The following is a 23,135-nucleotide window of genomic DNA, read 5'->3' on the forward strand; positions in this document are numbered from 1 at the left end:
GGGGTGGAACCGGCGCGGATGCGGGCTTTTTCGGGGCGGCGATTCTGGCTGGTGTGGGCGATAGGGGACGGCGGGCGTTCAGGCGTCGTCGCCCGGTGCGGGTGCTGCCGCCGTCATCGCCTCAAAGGCGTGGCCGCTGGCGATCAGGCAGGTGATGCCGTGTGCGTTGGTCGCGGTGATCGTCCAGGTGCCTGTTTCGGGTGCGGCGAAGACCTCGACCACCGTGCCCTGCGAGGCCAGCCCGATGGATTGGCGCGATTCGCCGAAACCCGCGGCCAGCTCTTCGACAACCGTTTCGCGTGGCGCGCAGCTGTCGGCGGATGCCGGGTTGCACAGGCAGGCCGCGATGGCGGCCAGTATCACCGTGGGTTTCATCACGTCTCAAGCCCCTTTCCAGGTTCGGTCCTTGCCAAAGCACTGGGAACAGCCTGCGGGCCGTGCGCCAAGAGCAGGTTAACGATGCGCGCGGAGGGGCAGCGTGGCATGGTGTCAGGCTGCCGCCGCATTCTGCGCTGCGGCGGAAAAGGGCTTGAACAAATCGGGCGAAAAATGGCAGGACAGCGCAAGAATATTTCCGTGACCCCTGTTGAGGACGTGCCGATGGAGACGACGACGCAACCTTTCCGCTCTGTTCTATATATTCCCGGATCGAAAGAGCGGGCGCTGGAAAAGGCGCGCGGGTTGCCGGCTGATGCCATCATATTTGACCTTGAGGACGCGGTCGCGCCCGACGCCAAGGCCGAGGCCCGCCAGACGCTGGCGCGCGCGCTGGGCGATGGCGGCTATGGCAAGCGCACAAAGATCGTGCGGATCAACGCGCTGACCTCGGAATGGGGCAACGAGGATGTGCGCGTGCTGCGTGACGCCGGCGCCGATGTCTTTTTGCTGCCCAAGGTCAACAACCCCACGGATGTCGATGCGCTGGCCGACCTGCTGCCGCCCGAGATGCCGGTCTGGGTGATGATGGAAACAGCCGCCAGCGTGTTCGAGGCGCGCGCCATCGCGGCGCATGGGCGGGTGACGGGGCTGGTGGCGGGCACCAACGATCTGGCCAAGGATCTGGGCTGCCGCATGCGCGCCGACCGGCTGCCGATGATGCACGCGTTGCAGACCGTGGTGATGGCGGCGCGCGCGGCGCGCGGGGTGGTGGCCATCGACGGCGTCTATAACCGCTTTCGCGACGAAGAGGGGCTGAAGGCCGAATGCGAACAGGGCTGCGACCTGGGGTTCGACGGCAAGACGCTGATCCACCCGGCGCAGGTCGAGGTGACGAACCGCGCCTTTACCCCAGCCGAGGAAGAGGTCGAACTTGCCCGCCGCCGGATCGCGGCGCACGAGGAAAGCGAGGCCGCGGGGCAGGGCGTGGCCGTGGTCGACGGACAGATCGTTGAGAACCTGCATGTGATGGCCGCCAAGCGCCTGCTGGCGCGGGTTCAGGCCATTTCCGAGATGGAAAAGGAATAGAACACATGGCCTGGCTGATCATCGGTTTGCTGGTGTGGACCGTCGCGCACCTGTTCAAACGCCTGGCACCGGGGCCGCGCGCGGCGATGGGCGATGCGGGCAAGGGCGTGATTGCGCTGGCGCTGCTGGCCGGCGTGGTGCTGATGGTGATCGGCTATCGCCAGGCCGACGGCGCGGTTTTCTGGGGGCGCAGCCCGGCGACGACGGGGGTCAACAACCTGATCATGCTGGTGTCGGTCTACCTGTTCGCTGCCTCGGGCATGAAAACGGCGCTTGCGCGGCGGATGCGGCACCCGATGCTGGTGGCGGTCATGCTGTGGGCCGCGGCGCATCTGCTGGTGAATGGCGATGTCCCCTCGATCGTGTTGTTCGGCGGGCTGCTGGCCTGGGCCGTGGTCGAGGTGGTCGCGATCAACCGCGCGGTGCCGGGCTGGACCCCGCCGCCGCCCGCCCCGGCAAAGCGCGAAGTCATGGCGCTGGTTGGCGCGGTTGTGGTCTATGCCGCCATCGCGGGCGTGCATTACTGGCTGGGCTATCCGGTCTTCGGATGAGCGAGATGCGGCTTTATCGTTTTCTGACGGGCGAGGACAACTCCGCCTTTTGTCACAAGGTCACCGAGGCGCTGAATAAAGGATGGGAGCTGCATGGCTCCCCCGTCTATGCCTTTGACGCAAAGGCCGGGGTCATGCGCTGCGGCCAGGCCGTGGTGAAAGAGGCAGAGGGCACCTATGCGCCCGATATCAAGCTGGGAGAGCAGTGATCATGGCCAAGACCAATCCGGGCCGCTTCTTTGAGGATTACAGGGTCGGCGAAACCATCGTCCACGCGGTACCGCGCACCGTGTCGGGGGGCGAGCGGGCGCTTTATCATGCGCTTTATCCGGCGCGGCACGCGCTGCATTCGTCGGACGAGTTCGCCCGCGCCTGCGGCCTGACGGCGGCGCCGATCGACGATTGGGCCGCCTTTCATCTGGTCTTTGGCAAGACCGTTCCCGACATCTCGCTCAATGCGCGGGCCAATCTGGGTTATGCCGAGGGGCGCTGGCTGGGGGCTGTCTGGCCGGGCGACACGCTGCGCGCGGTGTCCGAGGTGATCGGGCTCAAGCAGAATTCCAACGGCAAGTCCGGGGTGGTCTGGGTGCGTACCCGCGGGCTGAACCAGCGCGACGAGGTGGTGCTGGAATATGTGCGCTGGGTGATGGTGCTCAAGCGCGACACCGAAGCGCCTGCGCCTGAAACGGTGATCCCCGAATTGCGCCCGGCACTGGCCGCCGGCGATCTGATGGTGCCCGAGGGGCTGAATTTCACCGGCTACGACTTTGCCCTGGCCGGTGAGCCGCATCGCTGGGGCGACTACGAGGTGGGCGAGCGGATCGACCATGTCGATGGCGTCACCATCGAGGAAGCCGAGCACATGATGGCCACGCGGCTGTGGCAGAACACGGCCAAGGTGCATTTCGATGCCAGCCTGCGCGAGGACGGACGCCGCCTGATCTATGGCGGGCATGTGATCTCGCTGGCGCGCGCGCTCAGCTTCAACGGGCTGGCCAATGCCCAGGTGGTGGCGGGGCTGAATGCCGGCGCGCACGCCAACCCCTGTTTCGCGGGCGATACCGTGCGGGCCTGGTCCGAGGTGCTGGACAAGGCCGAAACGGCCGCACCGGGCGTCGGCGCGCTGCGCCTGCGGCTGGTGGCGACCAAGGGCGGGGCGCCTTTCGCGCTGAAGGGCGAGAATGGTAAATACCTGCCCGAGGTTCTGCTCGACCTCGATTACTGGGCGCTGGCACCGATGTGAGTCGTCCTTGGCGTGTTTGTGATCACGATTGATGGGCGTTCCTGCGGTCGTGCCAGCATGGGGCGAGCATGAGATGGCGGGATGTCGGACCCGTTCTCGGCCATAGGCGCACCGATAGGCCGGTTTGTGCGTGATCACATCAATTTGAGCGTGATCACAAACCAGCAAAAATGCGACGATATGCCGTCCGAATTTCGGATTTCCGGCTTTGCACACGTGACATGCTGATTAAAAAGTACCACAAAGGGTCCGCGCGGCCGGCCACCAGTTGACCGATCAAGCGGCCCTGCCCGCCACGCACCCGGCGCAGCAACGAAGGGAACCGATTTCATGGCAGACGTGAACAGGGGCGATCGCCCGCTTTCCCCCCACCTGTCAATCTACCGCCCGCAAATGACATCGATCAGTTCGATCCTGACGCGGATCACCGGCAATGCCCTGATCGTCGCGGTGGTGCTGATCGTGTGGTGGCTCCTGGCCGCCTCTGTCGGGCCGGAGTATTTCGCCACCGCCGACGCGGTGCTGACCTCGTGGTTCGGCGACCTGGTGCTGACGATGTCGCTCTGGGCGATCTGGTATCACTACCTGGCGGGGCTGCGGCATCTCTATTTCGATGCCGGCAAGGGGTTGGAGTTGCCCACGGCCGAACGGCTGGGCTGGGTCTGCGTCATCGGTTCGGTCGTTCTGACCGTCATCACAATCGCCATCGTCTGAGGGGGAGGGGAGCATGCGTTACCTGACTGACCGCAAGCGCGCCGAGGGCAAGGGAGCGGCACATACCGGGCCCGAGCATCACTGGCACATGATTGTCAGCTCGGCAGGGCTGGCGCTGATCGTTCCGATCTTCCTGTATGTCTTTGGCCGCACATTGGGCGGCAGCTATGACGAGGTGATCGCGCGGCTGTCGCATCCCGGCATCGCGTTGCTGACCGGGCTGGTGCTGTTCGTCGGAATGATCCATTTCCGGAATGGCGCCACGGTGATGATCGAGGACTATTCGCGCGGTAGCGCGCGCAAGCTGCTGCTCATTGTGGTGGCCTGTCTGACCTACGGCACGATCGCCACGGGCCTGTTCGCCCTGGGCCGGATCGCCTTTTGACCGACGACTGACGCGGAGTACTGCACCGATGGCTGCTTACGAATACGAAACCCACGAATATGATGTCGTTGTGGTCGGGGCCGGCGGTGCCGGGCTGAGGGCGACGCTTGGCATGGCCGAACAGGGGCTGCGCACCGCCTGCGTGACCAAGGTGTTTCCCACCCGGTCGCACACGGTTGCGGCGCAGGGCGGCATCGCCGCGTCGCTGGGGAACATGGGACCCGATAGCTGGCAGTGGCACTTGTACGATACCGTCAAGGGCAGCGACTGGCTGGGCGATACCGATGCGATGGAATACCTGGCCCGCGAGGCGCCCAAGGCGGTTTACGAGCTGGAACATTACGGCGTTCCGTTCTCGCGCACCGAAGAGGGCAAGATTTACCAGCGCCCCTTTGGCGGACACACCACCGAGTTCGGCGACGGCCCGCCGGTGCAGCGCACCTGTGCCGCCGCTGACCGGACCGGGCACGCGATCCTGCACACGCTCTATGGCCAGAGCGTGAAGCAGAAAGCAGAGTTCTATATCGAATATTTCGCCATCGACCTGATAATGAACGACGATGGCGCCTGCACCGGCGTGGTGTGCTGGAAGCTTGATGACGGCACTATCCATGTATTCAACGCCAAAACGGTGGTGCTGGCGACTGGCGGTTATGGCCGGGCCTTTTTCAGCGCCACCTCGGCGCACACCTGCACCGGCGATGGCGGCGGCATGGTGGCGCGTGCGGGGCTGCCGCTGCAGGACATGGAGTTCGTGCAGTTCCACCCCACCGGCATCTATGGCGCCGGCTGCCTGATCACCGAGGGTGCCCGCGGCGAAGGCGGCTATCTGACCAACTCCGAGGGCGAGCGGTTCATGGAACGCTACGCGCCCACCTACAAGGACCTGGCGCCGCGCGACTATGTCAGCCGCTCGATGACGCTGGAAATCCGCGAGGGCCGCGGCGTCGGCCCCAAGGGCGACCACATCCACCTGAACCTGTCGCACCTGCCGCCCGAGGCGCTGCAACTGCGCCTGCCTGGCATTTCGGAAAGTGCGCGCATCTTTGCCGGTGTCGATGTGACCAAGGAACCGATCCCGGTTCTGCCGACGGTGCACTATAACATGGGCGGCATTCCGACCAACTATTGGGGCGAGGTGCTGAGCCCGACCAAGGACGACCCCAACGCCGTGGTGCCGGGGCTGATGGCCGTGGGCGAAGCCGCCTGCGCCAGCGTGCACGGCGCCAACCGGCTGGGCTCGAACTCGTTGATCGATTTGGTGGTGTTCGGTCGCGCGGCAGCGATTCGCGCCGGCAAGGTGGTGAACCCCGAAAGCGCGGTGCCGGACACGAACACGGCGCAGGTCGACAAGGCGCTTGATCGGTTCGACACGCTGCGTCACGCCGATGGCGCGGTGCCGACTGCCGATCTGCGCGAAGAGATGCAGCGCACCATGCAGGAAGATGCCGCCGTTTTCCGCACCGACAAGTCGTTGGCCGAAGGGGTCAAGCGGATGGATGCTGTGGCCGCCAAGGTGGCCGATCTCAAGGTCGCCGACCGGTCGCTGATCTGGAACACGGACCTGATGGAAACGCTGGAGCTGACCAACCTCATGCCCAACGCGCTGGCCACCATCGTCGGCGCCGAGGCGCGCAAGGAAAGCCGCGGCGCCCATGCCAGCGAGGATCATCCCAAGCGCGACGACAAGAACTGGCGCAAGCACACGATCGCGCGCGTCGATGACCGCAAGGTCAGCCTCAGCTATCGCCCGGTGATAGAGGACACGCTGACCACCGTCGACGAGGGCGGCATCGACCCCGAAAAGATCGCGCCGAAGGAACGGACGTTCTGAGGCGATGCGCGAACACTGCGCCATAACCACCGGCGGCAAGCGGGCCGCGGCGTCGCCCTTGGGGGCCTGGCGATGACCGCCTGGCAGGCCTTGGGGATCGCGCCCGGCCCGGTGCTGCGCGTCTATGGGCTGCGGCGGTCGGGCAACCATGCCGTGATCAACTGGCTGCAGCGCAACGCGCCGGGGGGCAGGGCGCTGTTCTTCAACAACTGCAAGCCCGGGCGCGACCCCTTCACGACCTTTCGCGCGGCCGAAATCGACGCTCGCCGCGTGGCCGGGGCGGATGCCGATGCCGCCGCCATCGCCCAGCAAGCGGGCGACGGCGCGGCGCTGATCCTGTCTTACGAGGACGTGATGCCGGGCAAACGCCGGCGTCCTGTCTCGACGGGGGTCGATGACGCGGCGGTGGATCACGAGGTGATCGTCGCGCGCGGGTTCATGAACTGGGCGGCGTCGCTGGTCAGAAAGCTGCAGGCGAACCCGGCCTATTCCGCCCCCAAACGGGTGGCCATCGTGCTGACGGCGGTGACGACATATACGGCGATGCTGAACCTGATGACCGGCGAAGCCGAGCCGCGCAGCATCGCGATCAGATACGACGACTGGCGGGTTTCACCCGACTACCGCGCCGGCCGCCTGGCGCGGCTGGGGTTCGAGAACCGCGACGACACCCTTGGCCCGGTGCAGGGCTACGGCAACGGTTCGTCCTTTCCCGACACCGCCGAGACGGGCGAAGACCTGCGCGCCAACGAACGCTGGCGCGAGATGAAGGACGACCCCGAATACCGCATCGTGCTGTGGCTTGCCGCGCAGGATGCCGGGCTGTGCGAGGGGCTGGAACGGGTTTTTCCCGACGATGCCGCGCGCCTTGCCCGTCTGGCTGCGACCGTCCCGGTCGATCCGGCCGCAACATCGACGCTTTCGGCGCACGGCGACGCGCCCGAGAATATCTTCAGGAGGAACTGACATGGTCCAGCTGGCACTGCCGAAAAATTCTCGCATCCGCACCGGCAAGACCTGGCCCAAGCCGGACGGTGCCACCAATGTGCGCAAGTTCCAGATATATCGCTGGAACCCGGACGACGGCCAGAACCCGCGCGTCGATACCTATTTCGTCGATATGGACCGCTGCGGGCCGATGATTCTGGACGCGCTGATCAAGATCAAGAACGAGATCGACCCGACGCTGACCTTCCGCCGGTCCTGCCGCGAGGGAATTTGCGGGTCCTGCGCGATGAACATCGACGGCATCAACACGCTGGCCTGTATCTATGGCATGGACGAGATCAAGGGCGACGTGAAGATCTATCCGCTGCCGCATATGCCGGTGGTCAAGGACCTGATCCCCGATCTGACCCATTTCTATGCCCAGCACGCCAGCATCATGCCGTGGCTGGAAACCAAGTCGAACACGCCGGCCAAGGAATGGCAGCAGTCGATCGAGGATCGGGAAAAGCTGGACGGCCTTTACGAATGCGTCATGTGCGCCTGTTGCTCGACCTCCTGCCCCAGCTATTGGTGGAACGGCGACAAGTACCTGGGCCCGGCGGCGCTGTTGCATGCCTATCGCTGGCTGATAGACAGCCGTGACGAGGCCACGGGAGAGCGGCTGGACGACCTGGAGGATCCCTTCAAGCTGTACCGCTGCCACACCATCATGAACTGCACCAAGACCTGTCCCAAGGGGCTTAACCCGGCCAAGGCCATCGCCGAGATCAAGAAGATGATGCTGGACCGCACGGTCTGAGCGTGGGCAGGGGACAGCCGGGCGCGCCCGGGCGATGATCGTCGTCGCCGGGCTTGTCCTGGTTTTCGTGCTGATCCTGATCTTCGGCAACCGCCGCACCCGCGCCTGCCGCTGGCGTCGGCAACGCGATGGCTGGCGCTGTGCAAGCTGCGGGGCAAGGGCCCCGGGCGAGGGGACGCACCCGCCGAAGGTCTGTCTGGACGAGGGTTACAGGCGGGGCTGAGGCGTAGCCCTGCGCAAGGTGATCCCCGGCCAGCTTATGGCCGGGTTGCGAGGCGGAACAAAAAAATTTCGTGCGCATGAAAAAAGTCTTGAGATAATGCGCGATCGGACGCATATGCGGATCTTAAGACGCCAACGCACGCGCCTCTGTCACAGGGGGTTCTGCCCCTTCGGTTACGTAGCGACGGTAACGTCTCTGAACTGAACTTCGCGCCCCTGATGGGCCGGTCTATTTGGAGATGACCATGAACGCATACGTGGCCGGCCCTTCGGGCGGCGTCGCAGTCGATTGCCGTTCCCGCATCGAAACCTATCTGCAAACAGCCCGGTTCGAACGCCCGACCCTGGTGCTGGATACCGAGGCCGTGACACGCCATTACGCGGCACTTGCACGGGGGCTGGGCCGGGCGCGAATCCACTATGCCGTCAAGGCAAACCCCGCCCCGGAGGTTGTCAGGACCCTGGTCGCCGCGGGGTCCGGCTTTGATGCCGCGAGCCGCGCCGAGATCGAGCTTTGCCTTGCCTGCGGGGCGGTGCCGGGGCGAATCTCCTTTGGCAACACGATCAAGCGCCCGTCCGACATAGCCTTTGCCCACAGCGTCGGCATCCGGCTTTTCGCCGCTGACGCCGAAGAGGAAATCGAGAAGATCGCCGAACATGCGCCGGGGGCCGAGGTCTATGTCCGCCTGTTGGTCGATGCGTCGCCCGCCGATTGGCCGCTGTCGCGCAAGTTCGGCTGCTCGGGCAGGATGGCGATCGCGCTGCTGGGACGGGCAGCGGAACTGGGGCTGAAACCCGCCGGGCTGTCGTTTCACGTCGGCAGTCAGACCCGGCGGGCCGGAATGTGGGCGCCGGTCCTGGATGGCGTCGCCCAGACCTGGCATGCCGCCCGTGCGGCTGGTTTCGACCTAGATCTGTTGAATATCGGTGGTGGATTCCCAGCGTATTACGGCGATGAAATCGACGCGCCCGAATTCTACGGCCGCCGGGTCATGAAACTGGTGTCGGAACGATTCGGCCCAGTGCCGCGCGTGATGGCCGAGCCCGGCCGAGGATTGGTAGCCGAGGCAGGCATGATCGCGGCCGAAGTGCTGTTGGTATCGCGCAAGTCCGCAGGCGACCTGCATCGCTGGGTCTATCTGGATATCGGAAAATTCTCGGGCCTTGCCGAAACTATGGATGAGGCGATCCGCTATCAGTTCATCACTGGCCGCGACCATGAACGCACCGGCCCCTGCATCCTGGCCGGGCCAAGCTGTGACAGTGCCGATGTGTTGTACGAACGCTGCATGGTCGATCTGCCGCTGGGCCTGCGGGCAGGCGACCGCGTGGCGATCCGCGCCTGTGGCGCCTACACGTCATCCTATGCCAGCGTCGGGTTCAACGGGTTTCCACCGCTCGACGTGGTGGTGATCTGAAACCGTCTTTCACCGGCCGGAAATTCGGGGCATCTTGCGGGCATGCCGGACAGGAAAGACCCAGGGATGCCCACGATACCGGACGATGCCGCCGTGCGCCGTGCCGCCCCGCCGGTGATCTGCTATCCGACCGAAACGCTGCCTGTGCCCGACATGGCGCTCTATGCTGCTGCCCGCGAACAGGCCGAAAAACTGGCCGAGGTGGTCGTACCCCCGCGCGAGGCCGCCACGTTTCGCGCTGAAGCGGGGCAGTTCTTTCGCATCACCAGTATCGAGGGGCCGCAGGTGGGCGATCTGAACCTGTGGAACGCGCATGATCTTTCCGAACGGTTCTACTCGGGCAAGACGCGGGCATTGCACGGCACGCATCTGACAACGGGTGCGCGGATGTGGTCGGCCTTTCCGCATCTGCGGCCGATGGCGACAATCGTTGCCGATACGCTGGGCTGGTACGGGATCGACGCCTATGGCGGCGCGGTGCATGACGTGATCGGCACCCGCTACGACCCCTATACCGGCAACCTGCTGCAGGGCACGCAGTACCACCATTGCTGTCATTCCAACCTGGCCGATGCGCTGGGCGTGCCGCTGGCCGAGGCCGAGCCTTATGTGCATGACGTTCTCAACGTCTTTATGTGCACCGGCTTTACCCGCGAAACCGGGCAGTATTTCATGAAGGCAAGCCCGGTCCGCCCCGGCGATTACCTGGAGTTCTTTGCCGAGATCGACCTGCTGGGCGCGCTGTCGGCGTGCCCCGGGGGCGATTGTTCGACCGAGCATTCCAGCGATGCCGCTGCGTGTCATCCGCTGCTGGTCGAGGTGTTCCAGCCCCGGCCCGAAACGCTGAAAGGATGGCAAAGTCCATCCCCGAACGGCTATGACCGCAGCCATGGGCGATAAGGATATTGTGATCCGGTCGGCGGACCCAGATGACGAACCCGCCGTGCGCACCTGCGCCCAGGCGGCCTATGCGCCCTATATCCCCCTGATCGGCAAGGAACCCGCGCCGATGATGGCCGATTTCGCGGCGCAGATCGCCGCGTCGCAGGTGCATGTGGCGGAAGAGGCGGGCCGATTCGCAGGCTTTATCACGTTCTTTCCCGAAGACGGGCACATGTTCCTGGAGGCCGTGGCGGTCTCGCCCGCAGCCAAGGGGCGGGGTATCGGCGGCAGGCTGATCGGCTTTTGCGAGGATCAGGCGCGCCGGCTGGAGCTGGCCTCGGTGCGGCTATATACCAACGAGATGATGTCTGCGAACCTCTCGTTCTACCCGCACCTGGGCTATGTCGAGACCGGTCGGCGGCACGAAGACGGGTATGACCGCGTCTTTTTCGGAAAAAGGCTCGATTAGGGGGTGTGACGAAAAAGACCCCGCCGGCGGCGGGGTCTTTTCCAGTTTCGCTATCGAAGCGGTTCAGCCCTGGCGGGCCTTGAACCGTCTTTGCGTCTTGTTGATCACGTAGACGCGGCCTTTGCGGCGCACGACGCGGCAATCGCGGTGCCGGTTCTTGAGCGAACGCAGCGAGTTCCTGACCTTCATCGGTCGTCTCCTATGTCGCGGCGCGGGCCAGCGCCTGGGGTTGCGGGTGCCCCGCGCCAGGCGTGGGGCAGTGAATATGGTGGGCGATACAAGGATCGAACTTGTGACCCCTTCGATGTCAACGAAGTGCTCTACCGCTGAGCTAATCGCCCGTAATGACCGCCGCCGAAACCGACCCCAAAGAAATTGGGGCGCGGAAATCCGCGCCGGTGCCCGAGGTCTATAAAAGGAGTCGAATGCAGGATCAAGGGCTTTCAGCACAACGATTTCGCACTATGATGACGCTGGTCAGAGCAAGCGCCGGTCAGGAGGGGCCATGAACGATCACGCGGTTCACATTTCCAGCCCGGCAAGGCGTGAAACCAGCGTGGTCTTTTCCTCGCCGCATAGCGGGCGGGACTATCCGGAAAGCTTTCTGAACCAGTCGGTGTTAGGCGAAAACGCGATCCGCAGCTCCGAGGATGCGTTCGTTGACCGGCTGTTCGAAAGCGCGCCCAGCTATGGCGCGCCGCTGGTCTGCGCCAGGGTGCCGCGCGCCTTTGTCGACCTCAACCGCAGCGCCGATGAACTGGACCCGGCTGTGATCGAGGGGGTTCGGCAGGTGGGGCACAACCCGCGCGTGGCCTCGGGCCTGGGATTGGTGCCGCGGGTAGTGGCCAACGGGCAGGCGATCTATCGCGGCAAGATCACCCGCGCCGAGGCAGAGGACCGGATCGAACGCTACTGGCGCCCCTACCACGCCGCGTTGCGCCAGGAACTGGACCGCGCGCAGGCGGCGTTCGGCCAGGCGATCCTGATCGACTGCCATTCGATGCCGCACGAGGCGATGGATCAGGTCACACGCTCGGGTCTCGGGCGGGCCGAGGTGGTGCTGGGCGACCGGTTCGGCGCCGCCGCCGGCGAAGAGGTGGTCGACCGGGTCGAGCGCGCATTTCGCGACGCCGGGCTGGTGGTGGCCCGTAACACGCCCTTTGCCGGCGCCTTCGTGGTGCAGCATTACGGCCGCCCGGCGGCAGGCCGCCACGCGCTGCAGGTCGAGATCGACCGCGCACTTTACATGGACGAACGCACGATCACCCCAAAGCCGGATTTCGACGACTTCAAGCGGCTGATCGAGGGCGTGATCGCCGATGTCGCCGCCATAGGCCGGCCCGGCGAAAACGCCCTGGCGGCGGAATAGGTCCGGGCGGGGCTGTTCAGCGCAGGGCGCGCCCCTTGACGATTGCATCAGGTCCGAATCGGCGGCGGATGTCGTCGGTGGCGCGCTCGGCCAGCCCGCGCGCCCGCGCCTGTGTGTCCAGCAGATCACCAGAAATATCGCCCGGCAAGGCAGGGCCGAGATCGGACAGCCCGACCCCGATCAGCCGGTAGGGAGCCGCGCTATCGACCCGGCTGAGCAACTGCTGCGCCGTGCGCCAGATTGTGTCCGCCATCTGGGTAGGTTCGTGCAGCGACCGCCGCCGGGTCAGCGTGGTGTGGTCCGCTCGTTTCAGCTTGAGCGTCACCACCCGCCCCGCCAGATTGCGGGCCTTGGCGCGGTCGGACACGTTTTCGGACAATCGCCACAGGTGCCCTTCCAGCCGGTCTATATCGGCGGTGTCCTCGGCAAAGGTGGTCTCGTTCGAGATCGACTTGACCGGCGCGTCAGCCTGCACCCGGCGGTTGTCCTGGCCGCGCGCCAGGTGCCACAACCGCGCGCCCATGGCGCCAAAGCGGGCGATGAGGTCGGTCTTGTCCCAGCGCCACAGGTCGGCAAAGCTGGTGATGCCCGCAGCATCCAGCGCGGTGCGGGTCGCCGCCCCCACGCCCCAGATCAGGCTGACCGGGCGGTCGCGCAGAAAGGCGTCGGTCTCGGCCAGCCCGATGACCGAGAACCCCTGCGGTTTGTCGAGATCCGAGGCTACCTTGGCCAGAAACTTGTTGTGGCTGAGCCCGACAGAGCCGGTGATCCCCAGCTCGTCCTGCATCTGCCGCAAGAGCCGCGCCAACAGCACCGCCGGCGGCGCCCCGTGCAGCCGGGTGGTGCCGGTGAGGTCCAAAAACGCCTCATCCAGTGACAGCGGTTCGATATCCGGCGTCAGTTTCAGCATCATCGCCCTGATCTGACGGGAAACCTGCGCATAGGCGTCCATGCGCGGTTTCAGCACCACCGCGTCGGGGCAGAGTTTCAGCGCCTGGAACATCGGCATCGCCGAACGCACGCCGCGGATGCGGGCGATATAGCAGGCGGTCGACACCACCCCGCGCCGTCCGCCGCCGATGATCACCGACTTGTCGCGCAGGCTGGGGTCGTCGCGTTTCTCGACGCTGGCATAGAAAGCGTCGCAATCCATGTGCGCGATGGAAAGCTGAAAGAGCTCGTCATGCACGATCACCCGCGGGCTGCCGCAGGCGGGACAGCGCGGACCGGTGTCAAAGCAGGTCAGGCAGGCGCGGCAGAGGGCGGGCATGGGTTTGGCCAGTAGGTCGGTTGTCGCGTCAGCCTACACCGCCGGCGCGCAAAGATCATCTATTCGCGTGGGCGTCGGCGGCAGGAGATGGGTATTTGAGACCAGAAAGAATCATGTTGGCTGTGCTTCTTTCTGGTCTCAAATACCCCAATCGGCCGGCCGCCTCATGCGATCTGGTTGAGAATGGCACGGGCGGCGGCGGCCGGGTCGGGTGCGGCATGCACGGGGCGGCCGACGACGATGTGATCGGCACCGGCGGCCAGCGCCTCGGCCGGGGTGGCGATGCGTTTCTGGTCGCCCAGCGCGGCGCCGGCGGGGCGCACGCCGGGGGTGACGATCAACCGCCCCTCGGACTGTGGCAGGGCGCGGATCGCCGCGGCCTCTTGCGGCGAGGCGATGACGCCGTCGGCGCCCGCGTCAAATGCGCGGGCGGCCCGCTGGGCGACGAGATCGGACACGTTGCCGGGCACGATCAGGGAATCATCCAGATCGCCGCGATCGAGCGAGGTCAGGATGGTAACCGCCAGGATGCGGGTGGCGCTGCCTTCGGCCCCCCGCCTGGCCGCGCGCACCACATGCGGGTCTCCGTGAACGGTGAGAAAATCGAGATCGAATTGTGCCAGCCCGCGCACGGCCGCCTCGACCGTGGCGCCGATGTCGAACAGCTTGAGATCCAGGAATATCCGCTTGCCGTGTTCCTGTTTCAGCTCGTTCGCCAGCGCCAGGCCGCCGCCGGTCAGCATGCCAAGCCCGATCTTGTAGAACGACACCGCCGGCCCAAGCTGCCTGGCCAGTTCCAGCCCGGAATGGGCATCGGGCAGGTCGAGGGCGACGATCAGGCGGTCATCGGGCATCTTGCGGGGCTCCGTTTGGATGTCAGGCCGTTCTGGCCAGTGCCGTGGCCGCCGTCAAGCGCGGGGCATGAAATCGGGTTCCATCAGAGACTTGAAGATCACGCGCAGGTTACCCATCTCGGTTGTCGAGGTTCCCGACTGCCGCATGCCTTCTGACAGGGTGCGCAACCGGGGTAACGCTTGAAAAAAGGAGAAAAGGCATGGACTTGTCAAAGTTCACCGAGCGGTCGCGCGGATTCTTGCAGGCAGCACAGACGATCGCGCTGCGGGAGAACCACCAGAAACTGGCCCCCGAACATTTACTCAAGGCATTGATGGACGACGAAGAGGGGCTGGCGAGCAACCTCATCCGGCGCGCCGGCGGTGAGCCGAAAACCGTGGTCCAGGCGCTGGACCTAAGCCTTGGCAAGATCCCGAAGGTCAGCGGCGACGCCGGGCAGGTGTACATGGACGGCCAGACTGCCAAGGTGCTGGACGAGGCGCAGAAACTGGCCAAGAAGGCCGGCGACAGCTTTGTGCCGGTGGAACGGCTGCTGACCGCGCTTGCGGTCGTGCGCAGCCCGGCCAAGGACGCGCTGGACCAGGGCGGGGTGAGCGCGCAGTCGCTCAATGCCGCTGTCAACGACCTGCGCAAGGGCCGCACCGCCGACAGCGCCAGCGCCGAGGACACCTATGAAGCGCTGGAAAAATACGCCCGCGACCTGACCGAGGCCGCGCGCGAGGGCAAGATCGACCCGATCATCGGGCGCGACGATGAAATCCGCCGTGCCATGCAGGTGCTCAGCCGGCGGACCAAGAACAACCCGGTGCTGATCGGTGAGCCGGGCGTCGGCAAGACCGCCATCGCCGAGGGCCTGGCGCTGCGCATCATCAATGGCGACGTGCCGGAAAGCCTGCGCAACAAGCGGCTGCTGGCGCTGGACATGGGTGCGCTGATCGCCGGGGCGAAATACCGCGGCGAATTCGAAGAGCGCTTAAAAGCGGTGCTGAACGAGGTCACCTCTGCCGCCGGCGAGGTCATCCTGTTCATCGATGAGATGCACACGCTGGTTGGCGCGGGCAAGACCGATGGTGCCATGGACGCCGCCAACCTGATCAAGCCGGCGCTGGCGCGCGGTGAGCTGCACTGTATTGGTGCCACCACGCTGGACGAGTACCGCAAGCACGTTGAAAAGGACGCGGCCCTTGCCCGTCGGTTCCAGCCGATTGTTGTCGAGGAACCCACTGTCGAAGACACGATCTCGATCCTGCGGGGCATCAAGGAAAAGTACGAGCTGCACCACGGCGTGCGCATCTCGGACAGTGCGCTGGTTGCGGCCGCGACGCTGAGCCACCGTTACATCACTGACCGTTTCCTGCCCGACAAGGCGATCGACCTTGTCGACGAGGCGGCGAGCCGGCTGCGCATGGAGGTCGACAGCAAGCCCGAAGAGCTGGACACGCTCGACCGCGAGATCCTGCAAAAGCAGATCGAGGCAGAGGCGCTCAAGAAAGAGGACGACGACGCCAGCCGCGACCGGCTCGAAAGGCTCGAAAAGGAACTTTCCGAGCTTCAGGAACGGTCTGCCGAGATGACCGCGCAGTGGCAGGCAGAGCGTGACAAGCTGGCCTCGGCCCGCGACATCAAGGAACAGCTGGACCGTGCGCGGATCGAACTGGAAACCGCCAAGCGCGACGGCGACCTGACGCGGGCCGGCGAGCTGAGCTATGGCATCATTCCGCAGCTTGAAAAGCAGCTTGCCGACGCCGAGACCGCCGGAGATGACGGCGTGATGGTCGAAGAGGCCGTGCGCCCCGAACAGATCGCCCAGGTGGTCGAACGCTGGACCGGCATCCCCACCGCCAAGATGCTGGAGGGCGAGCGCGAAAAGCTGCTGGGCATGGAAGAGAACCTGCACCGCCGGGTGATCGGCCAGGATACCGCGGTCAAGGCCGTGGCCAACGCCGTGCGCCGTGCACGCGCGGGTCTGAACGACGAGAACCGACCGCTGGGCAGTTTTCTGTTCCTGGGGCCGACCGGCGTCGGCAAGACCGAGCTAACCAAGGCGGTGGCCGAGTTCCTGTTCGACGACGACAGCGCGATGGTGCGTATCGACATGTCGGAGTTCATGGAGAAACATTCGGTCGCGCGGCTGATCGGTGCGCCTCCGGGCTATGTCGGCTATGAAGAGGGCGGCGTTCTGACCGAGGCCGTTCGCCGGCGGCCCTATCAGGTGGTGCTGTTCGACGAGGTCGAAAAGGCACACCCGGAGGTCTTTAACGTGCTGTTGCAGGTGCTCGATGACGGTGTGCTGACCGATGGTCAGGGCCACCGGGTCGATTTCAAGCAGACGCTGATCGTGATGACCTCGAACCTCGGCAGCCAGGCGCTGAGCCAGTTGCCCGAAGGGTCTGATGCAGCCGACGCCAAGCGCGACGTGATGGATGCGGTGCGGTCGCATTTCCGGCCCGAGTTCCTGAACCGGCTGGACGAGATCGTGATTTTCGACCGGCTGACGCGTGACCAGATGGACGGCATCGTCGACATCCAGATCGCGCGGCTGCAAAAGCGGCTTGCCTCGCGCAAGATCCGGCTGGAGCTGGACGATGCGTCGCGCAAGTGGCTGGCCGACGAAGGGTACGACCCGGTCTATGGCGCGCGTCCGCTCAAGCGGGTGATCCAGAAGGCGCTGCAGGACCCGCTGGCCGAGGCGCTGCTGGCCGGTGACATCGTGGATGACGGTACGGTGCCGGTAACCGCCGGCGCAGATGGGCTGATCATCGGCGAACGGGTGGGAAACACCAACCGTGAACTGCCGGGCGACGCGGTCGTGCACTGACCGCCCCGGACATCGCGCAAGAGGGCCCCGCCGGAAACGGCGGGGCCTTTTGTTTTTCGCCCGCATGCGCGGGCAAAACCGCCACGCAGGCGGCCGAAAGCGCGGCGTGACAGCGCCCTGCAAGGACAACGCAGTTGACCGGGCAAGCGGGCCTGCCGTATCCAGAAAAGAGAGCAGCGCGGCACGCGGACATGAACAAGGGTAAACCCCATCCGGGCATATCGACCGGGCCGACCCGACGGGCTGGAGGGCCGCCATTGACACGAAATTCACTGACCTGCGCGATACCGGGGTCGTCGTGGGTCCAACCGCACCGGCAGCGCAGGGTTGGAGGGCGCCTTGGGAATTGACGCACAGCTTGCCTGCCAGTTGATCGCTGCGCGCGGCCTTGTCGCGGACAAGCGCGACTGCGTGATGCTGGGGCGGCAGAAATTTCACATAAAGGGCAAGTTCCGTCGCCACGTCCGCCAGCAGCTGCGGCGCGCGGGGCTCAGCCCCGACATACCGGATTATGAACAGGAAGACGGCTTTGCCGAGACCTTTCTACGCAAGATCGGGTATCCCGAGCCGAAATCGCTCGATGCCTCGGCCTATGAGAATTGCGACCTCACGCATGATCTGAACGAGCCGCTGCCCGATGACCTGCGCGGCCGTTTCGATGTGGTCATAGATGGCGGTACGCTTGAACATGTCTTCAATGCGCCGCAGGCGCTGGACAATGTCTTTCACATGCTTCGCCCCGGCGGCATCTTCCTGTCGATCAACGGTATCACCGGCTGGGCCGGGCACGGATTCTACCAGTTCAGCCCCGAACTGGTCTGGCGTTACTGGAAAGACGCGCGCCGCTGCATCCTGCACGAATGCGCCGCCGTGCCGTTCGACGTGAACGCCGATCAGCCGCGCCCTGCGCCCGACACCGGGCAGGATGGCCGGCGCTTTCGCGGCGCCGGGATGGAGGGGCGCTGGTACCTTTTCTATATCATCGAACGCGGCCCCGATGCGGTGACAGCCGAGCGGATCGGCAACGTCTCGCAGGGTGATTATTCGGTGCGCTGGGAGGCCGGCGAAGAGCAGGCCGTGGCGGGCGAGTAGGCCGGTGAGCGCACGCGATAACCCCGTCGCCCCGAAGGCGAAGCAGGCCGCACAGCCGATATGGCTGGATGAGATCGGCCCGTGCGGCACCGCCAGCGGATTTCTGGAGGCCGATCCCCGCCACCCGATGCTGTTCGTGCGGCGGCGCCGATCGGTGCTGCTGGTCACCTTCGACAACCTGGCCAATGTCAGGGACCGATCGCCCGACCGCCTGCCCTGGGCCTACAAGTTCGCCCGCGACAACCAGGTCTGTCACCTCGGCGTCTATGCGCATCTGCCGAACTGGTACCGCGACGCCGACCTGATCGCCCGGATGCAGCGGCTGGCCGATACCGGGTTCTTTGCCGGTTATGAACGCTGTGTCTTTGCCGGCTCGTCCATGGGGGCGTTCGCGGCGCTGACATTTGCGCGGCTGGCGCCGGGGGCGGTGGTGCTGGCCTTCAACCCCCAGTCGACGCTGGACGAGGCGCTGGTACCGTTCGAGACGCGCTATCGCGCCGGGCGGCGGCAGGACTGGTCGCTGCCCTTCAGCGACGCGGCAGAGGCGGTGGCCGATCTGGGCCGGGCGCATGTGTTCTATGACCCGTATTTCGAGCTTGATCGAAAACACATCGCGCGCCTTGTCGAGGCACCTGGCGCCGAGAGGCGGGTGATGCCGCTGAAATGCTGGTTTTCCAATCACAAGTCGGCGGTGTTCCTGCGCAAGATCGACGCGCTGAAACCGGTGATGCAGGCGGCGCTGTTCGGTGACCTGACAGCGGCGGAATTCTATGCGCTTTATCGTGGCCGGCGGCAGTTGCCGTGGTATCGCGGCTCATTGGTGCATTATTTCGAAAAGGATGGGCGCACGGCGATGGCCGAACGTGCGACCCGCGCCTTTCGCAGCAACATGCGCGAACAAAAGGGCCGGGTCGGGGCCGAGCGGGGCGCGTGATGGGCGAACGGGCCTGGATCGTCGCCGCGCCGGGGAACGAGGCGCCCTATCTGCTGGAATGGATCGCCCATTACCGAACGCTGGGTTTTGACGGGGCGATCCTGTTCACCCATGCCCCCCAGGACGGCACCGACCGGATGGCGGCTCGCCTGCAGGAGCTGGGTCATGTCCGCCATGTACCGCTGAAACCCCATATCAAGCGCGACCCGATGCGCCGGGGGCTGCGCGCGCTGCCGCCGATCCTGGCTGATATTGGCGCGGCCTGGGCGATGCCGGTGGATATCGACGAATTCCTGGCCATCCGGACCGAGGCGGGCGATCTGCCTGCACTGTTGGATGCGGTCGGGCCGGCGGATGCGATATCGGTATGCCGCAAGCCGTTTGGCTGTGGTGGCCGGCGGGGGTTGCCCGGAGGGCAGCTGCGCGAGACATATCGCATGGCCGCGGCCGAGAAGGCGCGCGACCGGATGATCGCGCGCGGCATCCGGACCCTGTTTCGTCCCGAAACGGTCGAAAGCATTGGCCCGCACAGGCCCCGGTTTCGTGCCGGGCCTAGCGAGGTGACCTGGCTGGATGCCGGCGGGGCGGTGATGCCCGAAAGCTACTTCAAGGGACAATGGGCCGCGTGGAAGAAGTTTTCCCACCGCTTCGCCCGCCTGCATTACTACGCGGTGCCCAGCCCCGAGACCTTTCTCATCCGCCGGGGGGTGCCGCAGGATGACGAGTCGGAAAAGGCGCTGCTGGCGGAATGGCGACTGCTCGACCAGACGGGCGAGCGTGATATGGCCATGAAAAAGGTGGTACGCCGGTCGTTGGCCCTGCTGGACGAACTGCGCGGTGACGCGGCACTGGCGGCGCTGGAACAGGCGGGGCGCGACTGGAACAGTGCCCGCGCCGGGGAACTGGCGGCAGACCCGCGCGCGGTGCGGCTGATGGCGGCGATGGCCGGGCCGGATGCCCCCGCCGCGCCTGAGAAACGCAAGAACGCCGCTCAGCCGGTGCGCACCTCGCCCCGTGGTGGCGGCGGCACCTATGCGCCCCCGCCAGTGCGCCCGGTGCGCTTTGACGTCAAGGCGTCGCCGGACGGGACCAGCCACGCGGTGTTGCATGCCGGGTTTCACAAGACCGCAACCACCCACCTGCAAAACCTGCTGGAGGAGAACGCCCCCTGGCTGGGACGGCAAAGCGTCTATGTCGTGCCGCATCAGAAACTGCGCAAGCATGTGACCTTTCCCTCGCAGCTCGACGCCTACCGGCAACTCAAGATCAAGCGCCGCACGCAGTTTACCGAGGAAGAGTTGCAGGGATTTGCCGATGCCTTCTTTGCCGAACCCCTGGCGCTGGGGCCGCGGCGGATGATCCTGTCGGATGAAAACATCCCCGGTCTGCCGGCGCATTGCGTCACCGACGGCACGCTTTACCGCCACCGTAAGACCTTTTTCACCGCTTTCGCCAAGCGCCTGCCGCTGCCGGTCATGGATGTGTTTCTGGCGGTGCGCAGCTATGCCGATTTCTTTGCCTCGGCCTATGTGGAATACCTGCGCGCGGCCACGGTGACGACCAAGGGGCACATGATAACGCCCGAGCAGATGCGCAGCAATGTCTTGTCGATGCTGCCGACGTGGGGTGCAGTGCTGACCGATACGGCCGAGGTCTTCGCCGATGCGCGCATCCATGTCTGGCGGTTCGAGGATTTCGCGGAACTGCGTCCGGCGATCCTACAGCTCTTTTGCGGCGATGGGGTGGATGCCGCCAAGCTGAAGGAAAAGGGCGAGTCGCGCCCGCGCCCGACCGCGTCCGCCCGTGCGGTCGAGGAACTGGTCCTGATTTCCGAGATGGAGGGCGCCGCCGCCATGGCCGCCCGCGCGCGCGAGGTGCAGGAGCGGTTCCCGCAAGATCAGAACAATGGCCGCTTTGACCCCTGGACGCCCGAGGAACGCGCCCATCTTGGCCGGCTATATGCCCGCGACTGGGAGGCGATCCGCAACGACCCGCGTTTCAACGTGCTGGAGCCGTAAAATAACAACCTGAACCGCCTCGCCCCGACCCCTGGTTCGCGTGGGCAGACCCCGGGTCAAGCCCGGGGGGGGGGGGCGCGCGAGGAGCTGATCTGACGCATGCGCCCTAACTCGCGCCGCTGCTGTTCTCGGCCACCGCGCGTAAGAGTGCGGTAATTATCCGGCGTTGGTCGTCGGTGAAGCTGGGTGTGGCGATCTCGGGCTCTGGTCCGTCCAGGTCGTCGGTTGCAAAGAGCGCGTTATCGCCGGGAAAGAACCGCTGGCACAGCGCCGCGTTCCCGTCGGCGAACTGCGCCAGCAGGGCGCGCGCGGCGGTGTTTTCCATCGCCCGCCCCCGGAACCGGGGCAGATCGGCCACGGGCAGCGCGCGGAACACCTTGCGCGCGTCGACGCCGGGAATGCGCGCCACGATCTGCATCAGGTCCAGCAGGTCGATAGATGGCGTGGGGTTCGCGGGCTCGGCGGGCGGCGGTTTGCCATCGGTATCAATATCGAGGCCCAGCAGCGCGGTGAAATCGTGCACCACGTCGCCGCGCACCAGGCCCACCGGATCGAACCGGCGAAAGATGAATGTCGCCTCGGGCCAGGCCGCCTGCCACGCATCGACGATGCGGCGATAATCGCCGCCCCGGATTCCGAACTTGTCGACATAGTTCTGAAAACCAGGCGCGACCTTGCCGGTCTTCATCTTCTGCTTGTAGGAGCTTTCGAGATAGCGGTCCTGGCGGCGGAAATAACCGATGATGCGGGTTTCCGGCATGGCCGTCAGCGCCAGCGCGTCGCGCAACCTGGCCGGATCAACCCCGGTGAACATCTCCGAACTCAGGACAAAGGTTCCGGCATCGCTTTCCTCCATACGCTTGCGTATGTCTGTGGCGATTGTGGCAGCGGCATCGTGTTTGCCGCCCCGCAGGCTGATCGCCAGGTCGTTATAGGATGCCAACCGCCCACGCAGCAGAAAGTCGATGCCGCGCGAGGCAAGATAGGGCTGATGCGCGCGGGCATACCGCTGGATCGCGGTCGAGCCGGTCTTGGGTGTGCCGATATGCAGGACAAGCCGGGCCATCGCGTCAGGCGGCCTCGGCCCGGGTGACGGCCTCGTACATCTCGAAATCGCGGGCGAAGGCGCGTTCGACGTTGCGCCGGTCGGCGGCGGTCAGGCTGTCGCGAAGCTTCTGGCTGTCGGTTCGATGGCCAAGATGGGTGCGGGCGTCGGGCACCTTGACCGCCTCGGCGCCGGGCCCGAACAGCGCAGCGACGATGGCGCTACGGGCGGCCGGCATCGCCTCGACCCGGCCGATCAGGTCGTAGGGCACCAGCCCATAGCTGATTTCCTTGTGCTGCGGCCGCCAGTGGCGGTCAAGGTCGCGCGCGCCCTCGTCCTGCGCCAGGATGTCGAGAAAGGCGGAAAGCCCGATTTTTTCATCTAGGTCGCGGCCCAAGTACTGCATGAGGTCGCGCCTGTGGCGAGGGTTGGTGGCAGAGTGCAGCTTGTCGGCCCATGCCGACACCGTCCGGCTGAGCGGGTCGCGCACCACCGTAAAGCGAAACCACCCCGGCCCGGTCAGCGCATCCCGCGCCGTCGACCAGTCGAGCCCGCGCGCGCCGGCGCGCAGATAGTCGGGCGACAGGTCGTGCAGTGCATCCATGCTGATCTGAGGCGGTGTCGGGCCGCCCAGCGCATGGTGCATGTGGGTGACAAGCAGCGTCAGCACGTTGGTGCAGGCGGCCTTGTGGTTCTTCATGTACAGGAAACGCGGCCCGCCATAGTCCCGCGCCGGCAGGTGCATCGTCTGCAACAGGTGGCGGCGGCTGTGATAGTTTTCGAGGATCTCGGAAAGCGTATCCAT

At 65.6% G+C, this 23,135-nt stretch carries 24 protein-coding genes and 1 tRNA gene; 18 read left to right on the forward strand and 7 right to left on the reverse strand.

Annotation, left to right across the window (positions count from 1 at the left end):
• Positions 1-78: 78 nt before the first annotated feature.
• On the reverse strand, positions 79-375 hold the full coding sequence (locus DL899_RS06865) for a hypothetical protein (RefSeq protein WP_111733246.1): 297 nt from the start codon (positions 373-375) through the stop codon (positions 79-81).
• Between the two features lie 225 nt (positions 376-600).
• Between DL899_RS06865 and DL899_RS06870 the strand changes: the two genes are divergently transcribed.
• The 13 genes from DL899_RS06870 (at position 601) to DL899_RS06930 (ending at position 10,929) form a co-directional block, all read left to right on the forward strand.
• A complete protein-coding gene (locus tag DL899_RS06870) occupies positions 601-1,464 on the forward strand; it encodes an HpcH/HpaI aldolase/citrate lyase family protein (protein ID WP_111733247.1) in 864 nt (287 codons plus the stop codon).
• 5 nt (positions 1,465-1,469) lie between these two features.
• Positions 1,470-2,015: an NnrU family protein gene (locus DL899_RS06875; RefSeq protein WP_111733248.1), complete on the forward strand. Its 546-nt coding sequence runs from the start codon at positions 1,470-1,472 to the stop codon at positions 2,013-2,015.
• Positions 2,016-2,020: 5 nt separating this feature from the next.
• Entirely contained in the window at positions 2,021-2,224 is a 204-nt protein-coding gene (locus tag DL899_RS06880; RefSeq protein WP_111733298.1) for a DUF1737 domain-containing protein, read from the forward strand.
• A gap of 2 nt (positions 2,225-2,226) precedes the next feature.
• Positions 2,227-3,258 (forward strand): MaoC family dehydratase, encoded by a 1,032-nt coding sequence (locus DL899_RS06885; protein ID WP_111733249.1) that lies wholly within the window; start codon positions 2,227-2,229, stop codon positions 3,256-3,258.
• Positions 3,259-3,588: 330 nt separating this feature from the next.
• On the forward strand, positions 3,589-3,972 hold the full coding sequence (gene sdhC, locus DL899_RS06890; protein WP_111733250.1) for a succinate dehydrogenase, cytochrome b556 subunit: 384 nt from the start codon (positions 3,589-3,591) through the stop codon (positions 3,970-3,972).
• Positions 3,973-3,985: 13 nt separating this feature from the next.
• Complete coding sequence (sdhD, locus tag DL899_RS06895; RefSeq protein WP_111733251.1) at positions 3,986-4,357, forward strand: succinate dehydrogenase, hydrophobic membrane anchor protein; 372 nt, start codon at positions 3,986-3,988, stop codon at positions 4,355-4,357.
• Between the two features lie 28 nt (positions 4,358-4,385).
• A complete protein-coding gene (gene sdhA, locus DL899_RS06900; RefSeq protein ID WP_111733252.1) occupies positions 4,386-6,191 on the forward strand; it encodes a succinate dehydrogenase flavoprotein subunit in 1,806 nt (601 codons plus the stop codon).
• 72 nt (positions 6,192-6,263) lie between these two features.
• A complete protein-coding gene (locus DL899_RS06905; protein ID WP_111733253.1) occupies positions 6,264-7,157 on the forward strand; it encodes a hypothetical protein in 894 nt (297 codons plus the stop codon).
• Position 7,158: 1 nt separating this feature from the next.
• Complete coding sequence (locus DL899_RS06910) at positions 7,159-7,938, forward strand: succinate dehydrogenase iron-sulfur subunit (protein ID WP_111733254.1); 780 nt, start codon at positions 7,159-7,161, stop codon at positions 7,936-7,938.
• Between the two features lie 34 nt (positions 7,939-7,972).
• A complete protein-coding gene (locus tag DL899_RS06915) occupies positions 7,973-8,161 on the forward strand; it encodes a hypothetical protein (protein ID WP_111733255.1) in 189 nt (62 codons plus the stop codon).
• 244 nt (positions 8,162-8,405) lie between these two features.
• On the forward strand, positions 8,406-9,578 hold the full coding sequence (locus DL899_RS06920; RefSeq protein ID WP_111733300.1) for a type III PLP-dependent enzyme: 1,173 nt from the start codon (positions 8,406-8,408) through the stop codon (positions 9,576-9,578).
• A gap of 66 nt (positions 9,579-9,644) precedes the next feature.
• The gene (locus DL899_RS06925) at positions 9,645-10,478 is read left to right on the forward strand and encodes an urea carboxylase-associated family protein (protein ID WP_111733256.1); all 834 of its coding nucleotides are present in this window, start codon (positions 9,645-9,647) and stop codon (positions 10,476-10,478) included.
• Positions 10,468-10,929, forward strand: coding sequence for a GNAT family N-acetyltransferase (locus tag DL899_RS06930; RefSeq protein WP_111733257.1), 462 nt, complete (start codon positions 10,468-10,470; stop codon positions 10,927-10,929). Before DL899_RS06925 ends, DL899_RS06930 begins: the two co-directional genes overlap by 11 nt.
• Before the next feature lie 63 nt (positions 10,930-10,992).
• On the opposite strand, the gene ykgO is transcribed toward DL899_RS06930, so the two are convergent.
• Positions 10,993-11,118, reverse strand: a complete 126-nt coding sequence (gene ykgO / locus DL899_RS06935) for a type B 50S ribosomal protein L36 (protein WP_005850168.1) — start codon at positions 11,116-11,118, stop codon at positions 10,993-10,995.
• Between the two features lie 77 nt (positions 11,119-11,195).
• Positions 11,196-11,270, reverse strand: a tRNA-Val gene (locus DL899_RS06940).
• A 164-nt stretch (positions 11,271-11,434) separates the two neighbouring features.
• Here DL899_RS06940 and DL899_RS06945 point away from each other — a divergent pair.
• On the forward strand, positions 11,435-12,298 hold the full coding sequence (locus DL899_RS06945; protein WP_111733258.1) for an N-formylglutamate amidohydrolase: 864 nt from the start codon (positions 11,435-11,437) through the stop codon (positions 12,296-12,298).
• 16 nt (positions 12,299-12,314) lie between these two features.
• Here DL899_RS06945 and DL899_RS06950 read toward each other — a convergent pair whose 3' ends face one another.
• Entirely contained in the window at positions 12,315-13,568 is a 1,254-nt protein-coding gene (locus DL899_RS06950; protein ID WP_111733259.1) for a DNA polymerase IV, read from the reverse strand.
• Positions 13,569-13,732: 164 nt separating this feature from the next.
• Positions 13,733-14,422: an orotidine-5'-phosphate decarboxylase gene (gene pyrF, locus DL899_RS06955; protein ID WP_111733260.1), complete on the reverse strand. Its 690-nt coding sequence runs from the start codon at positions 14,420-14,422 to the stop codon at positions 13,733-13,735.
• A 200-nt stretch (positions 14,423-14,622) separates the two neighbouring features.
• Here pyrF and clpB point away from each other — a divergent pair, with 200 nt between their 5' ends.
• The 4 genes from clpB to DL899_RS06975 all read left to right on the forward strand — a co-directional run bounded on the left by clpB (position 14,623) and on the right by DL899_RS06975 (position 21,285).
• On the forward strand, positions 14,623-17,241 hold the full coding sequence (gene clpB, locus DL899_RS06960; protein ID WP_111733261.1) for an ATP-dependent chaperone ClpB: 2,619 nt from the start codon (positions 14,623-14,625) through the stop codon (positions 17,239-17,241).
• Positions 17,242-17,580: 339 nt separating this feature from the next.
• Complete coding sequence (locus tag DL899_RS06965; RefSeq protein ID WP_162685520.1) at positions 17,581-18,333, forward strand: class I SAM-dependent methyltransferase; 753 nt, start codon at positions 17,581-17,583, stop codon at positions 18,331-18,333.
• Between the two features lie 4 nt (positions 18,334-18,337).
• A complete protein-coding gene (locus DL899_RS06970; protein WP_111733263.1) occupies positions 18,338-19,267 on the forward strand; it encodes an alpha/beta fold hydrolase in 930 nt (309 codons plus the stop codon).
• On the forward strand, positions 19,267-21,285 hold the full coding sequence (locus DL899_RS06975) for a glycosyltransferase family 2 protein (protein ID WP_111733264.1): 2,019 nt from the start codon (positions 19,267-19,269) through the stop codon (positions 21,283-21,285). The genes DL899_RS06970 and DL899_RS06975 overlap by 1 nt, the downstream gene beginning before the upstream one ends.
• A 106-nt stretch (positions 21,286-21,391) precedes the next feature.
• Here the strand turns inward: DL899_RS06975 and DL899_RS06980 are convergent, their stop codons facing one another.
• Positions 21,392-22,351: a hypothetical protein gene (locus DL899_RS06980; protein ID WP_111733265.1), complete on the reverse strand. Its 960-nt coding sequence runs from the start codon at positions 22,349-22,351 to the stop codon at positions 21,392-21,394.
• Positions 22,352-22,355: 4 nt separating this feature from the next.
• Positions 22,356-23,135: a sulfotransferase family 2 domain-containing protein gene (locus DL899_RS06985; RefSeq protein WP_162685521.1), complete on the reverse strand. Its 780-nt coding sequence runs from the start codon at positions 23,133-23,135 to the stop codon at positions 22,356-22,358.

The sequence above is a fragment of the Roseovarius amoyensis genome, assembly GCF_003260265.1.
Classification (GTDB): domain Bacteria; phylum Pseudomonadota; class Alphaproteobacteria; order Rhodobacterales; family Rhodobacteraceae; genus Roseovarius; species Roseovarius amoyensis.

Coding starts and splice junctions, on each gene's coding strand:
- sdhC (WP_111733250.1), top strand. CDS start 3,589: ATGGCAGACGTGAACAGGGGCGATCGCCCGCTTTCCCCCCACCTGTCA.
- DL899_RS06930 (WP_111733257.1), top strand. CDS start 10,468: ATGGGCGATAAGGATATTGTGATCCGGTCGGCGGACCCAGATGACGAA.
- DL899_RS06870 (WP_111733247.1), top strand. CDS start 601: ATGGAGACGACGACGCAACCTTTCCGCTCTGTTCTATATATTCCCGGA.
- pyrF (WP_111733260.1), bottom strand. CDS start 14,422: ATGCCCGATGACCGCCTGATCGTCGCCCTCGACCTGCCCGATGCCCAT.
- DL899_RS06920 (WP_111733300.1), top strand. CDS start 8,406: ATGAACGCATACGTGGCCGGCCCTTCGGGCGGCGTCGCAGTCGATTGC.
- sdhD (WP_111733251.1), top strand. CDS start 3,986: ATGCGTTACCTGACTGACCGCAAGCGCGCCGAGGGCAAGGGAGCGGCA.
- sdhA (WP_111733252.1), top strand. CDS start 4,386: ATGGCTGCTTACGAATACGAAACCCACGAATATGATGTCGTTGTGGTC.
- clpB (WP_111733261.1), top strand. CDS start 14,623: ATGGACTTGTCAAAGTTCACCGAGCGGTCGCGCGGATTCTTGCAGGCA.
- DL899_RS06905 (WP_111733253.1), top strand. CDS start 6,264: ATGACCGCCTGGCAGGCCTTGGGGATCGCGCCCGGCCCGGTGCTGCGC.
- DL899_RS06975 (WP_111733264.1), top strand. CDS start 19,267: ATGGGCGAACGGGCCTGGATCGTCGCCGCGCCGGGGAACGAGGCGCCC.
- DL899_RS06980 (WP_111733265.1), bottom strand. CDS start 22,351: ATGGCCCGGCTTGTCCTGCATATCGGCACACCCAAGACCGGCTCGACC.
- DL899_RS06945 (WP_111733258.1), top strand. CDS start 11,435: ATGAACGATCACGCGGTTCACATTTCCAGCCCGGCAAGGCGTGAAACC.
- DL899_RS06910 (WP_111733254.1), top strand. CDS start 7,159: ATGGTCCAGCTGGCACTGCCGAAAAATTCTCGCATCCGCACCGGCAAG.
- DL899_RS06985 (WP_162685521.1), bottom strand. CDS start 23,135: ATGGATACGCTTTCCGAGATCCTCGAAAACTATCACAGCCGCCGCCAC.
- DL899_RS06915 (WP_111733255.1), top strand. CDS start 7,973: ATGATCGTCGTCGCCGGGCTTGTCCTGGTTTTCGTGCTGATCCTGATC.
- DL899_RS06875 (WP_111733248.1), top strand. CDS start 1,470: ATGGCCTGGCTGATCATCGGTTTGCTGGTGTGGACCGTCGCGCACCTG.
- DL899_RS06865 (WP_111733246.1), bottom strand. CDS start 375: ATGAAACCCACGGTGATACTGGCCGCCATCGCGGCCTGCCTGTGCAAC.
- DL899_RS06880 (WP_111733298.1), top strand. CDS start 2,021: ATGCGGCTTTATCGTTTTCTGACGGGCGAGGACAACTCCGCCTTTTGT.
- DL899_RS06885 (WP_111733249.1), top strand. CDS start 2,227: ATGGCCAAGACCAATCCGGGCCGCTTCTTTGAGGATTACAGGGTCGGC.
- ykgO (WP_005850168.1), bottom strand. CDS start 11,118: ATGAAGGTCAGGAACTCGCTGCGTTCGCTCAAGAACCGGCACCGCGAT.
- DL899_RS06925 (WP_111733256.1), top strand. CDS start 9,645: ATGCCCACGATACCGGACGATGCCGCCGTGCGCCGTGCCGCCCCGCCG.
- DL899_RS06950 (WP_111733259.1), bottom strand. CDS start 13,568: ATGCCCGCCCTCTGCCGCGCCTGCCTGACCTGCTTTGACACCGGTCCG.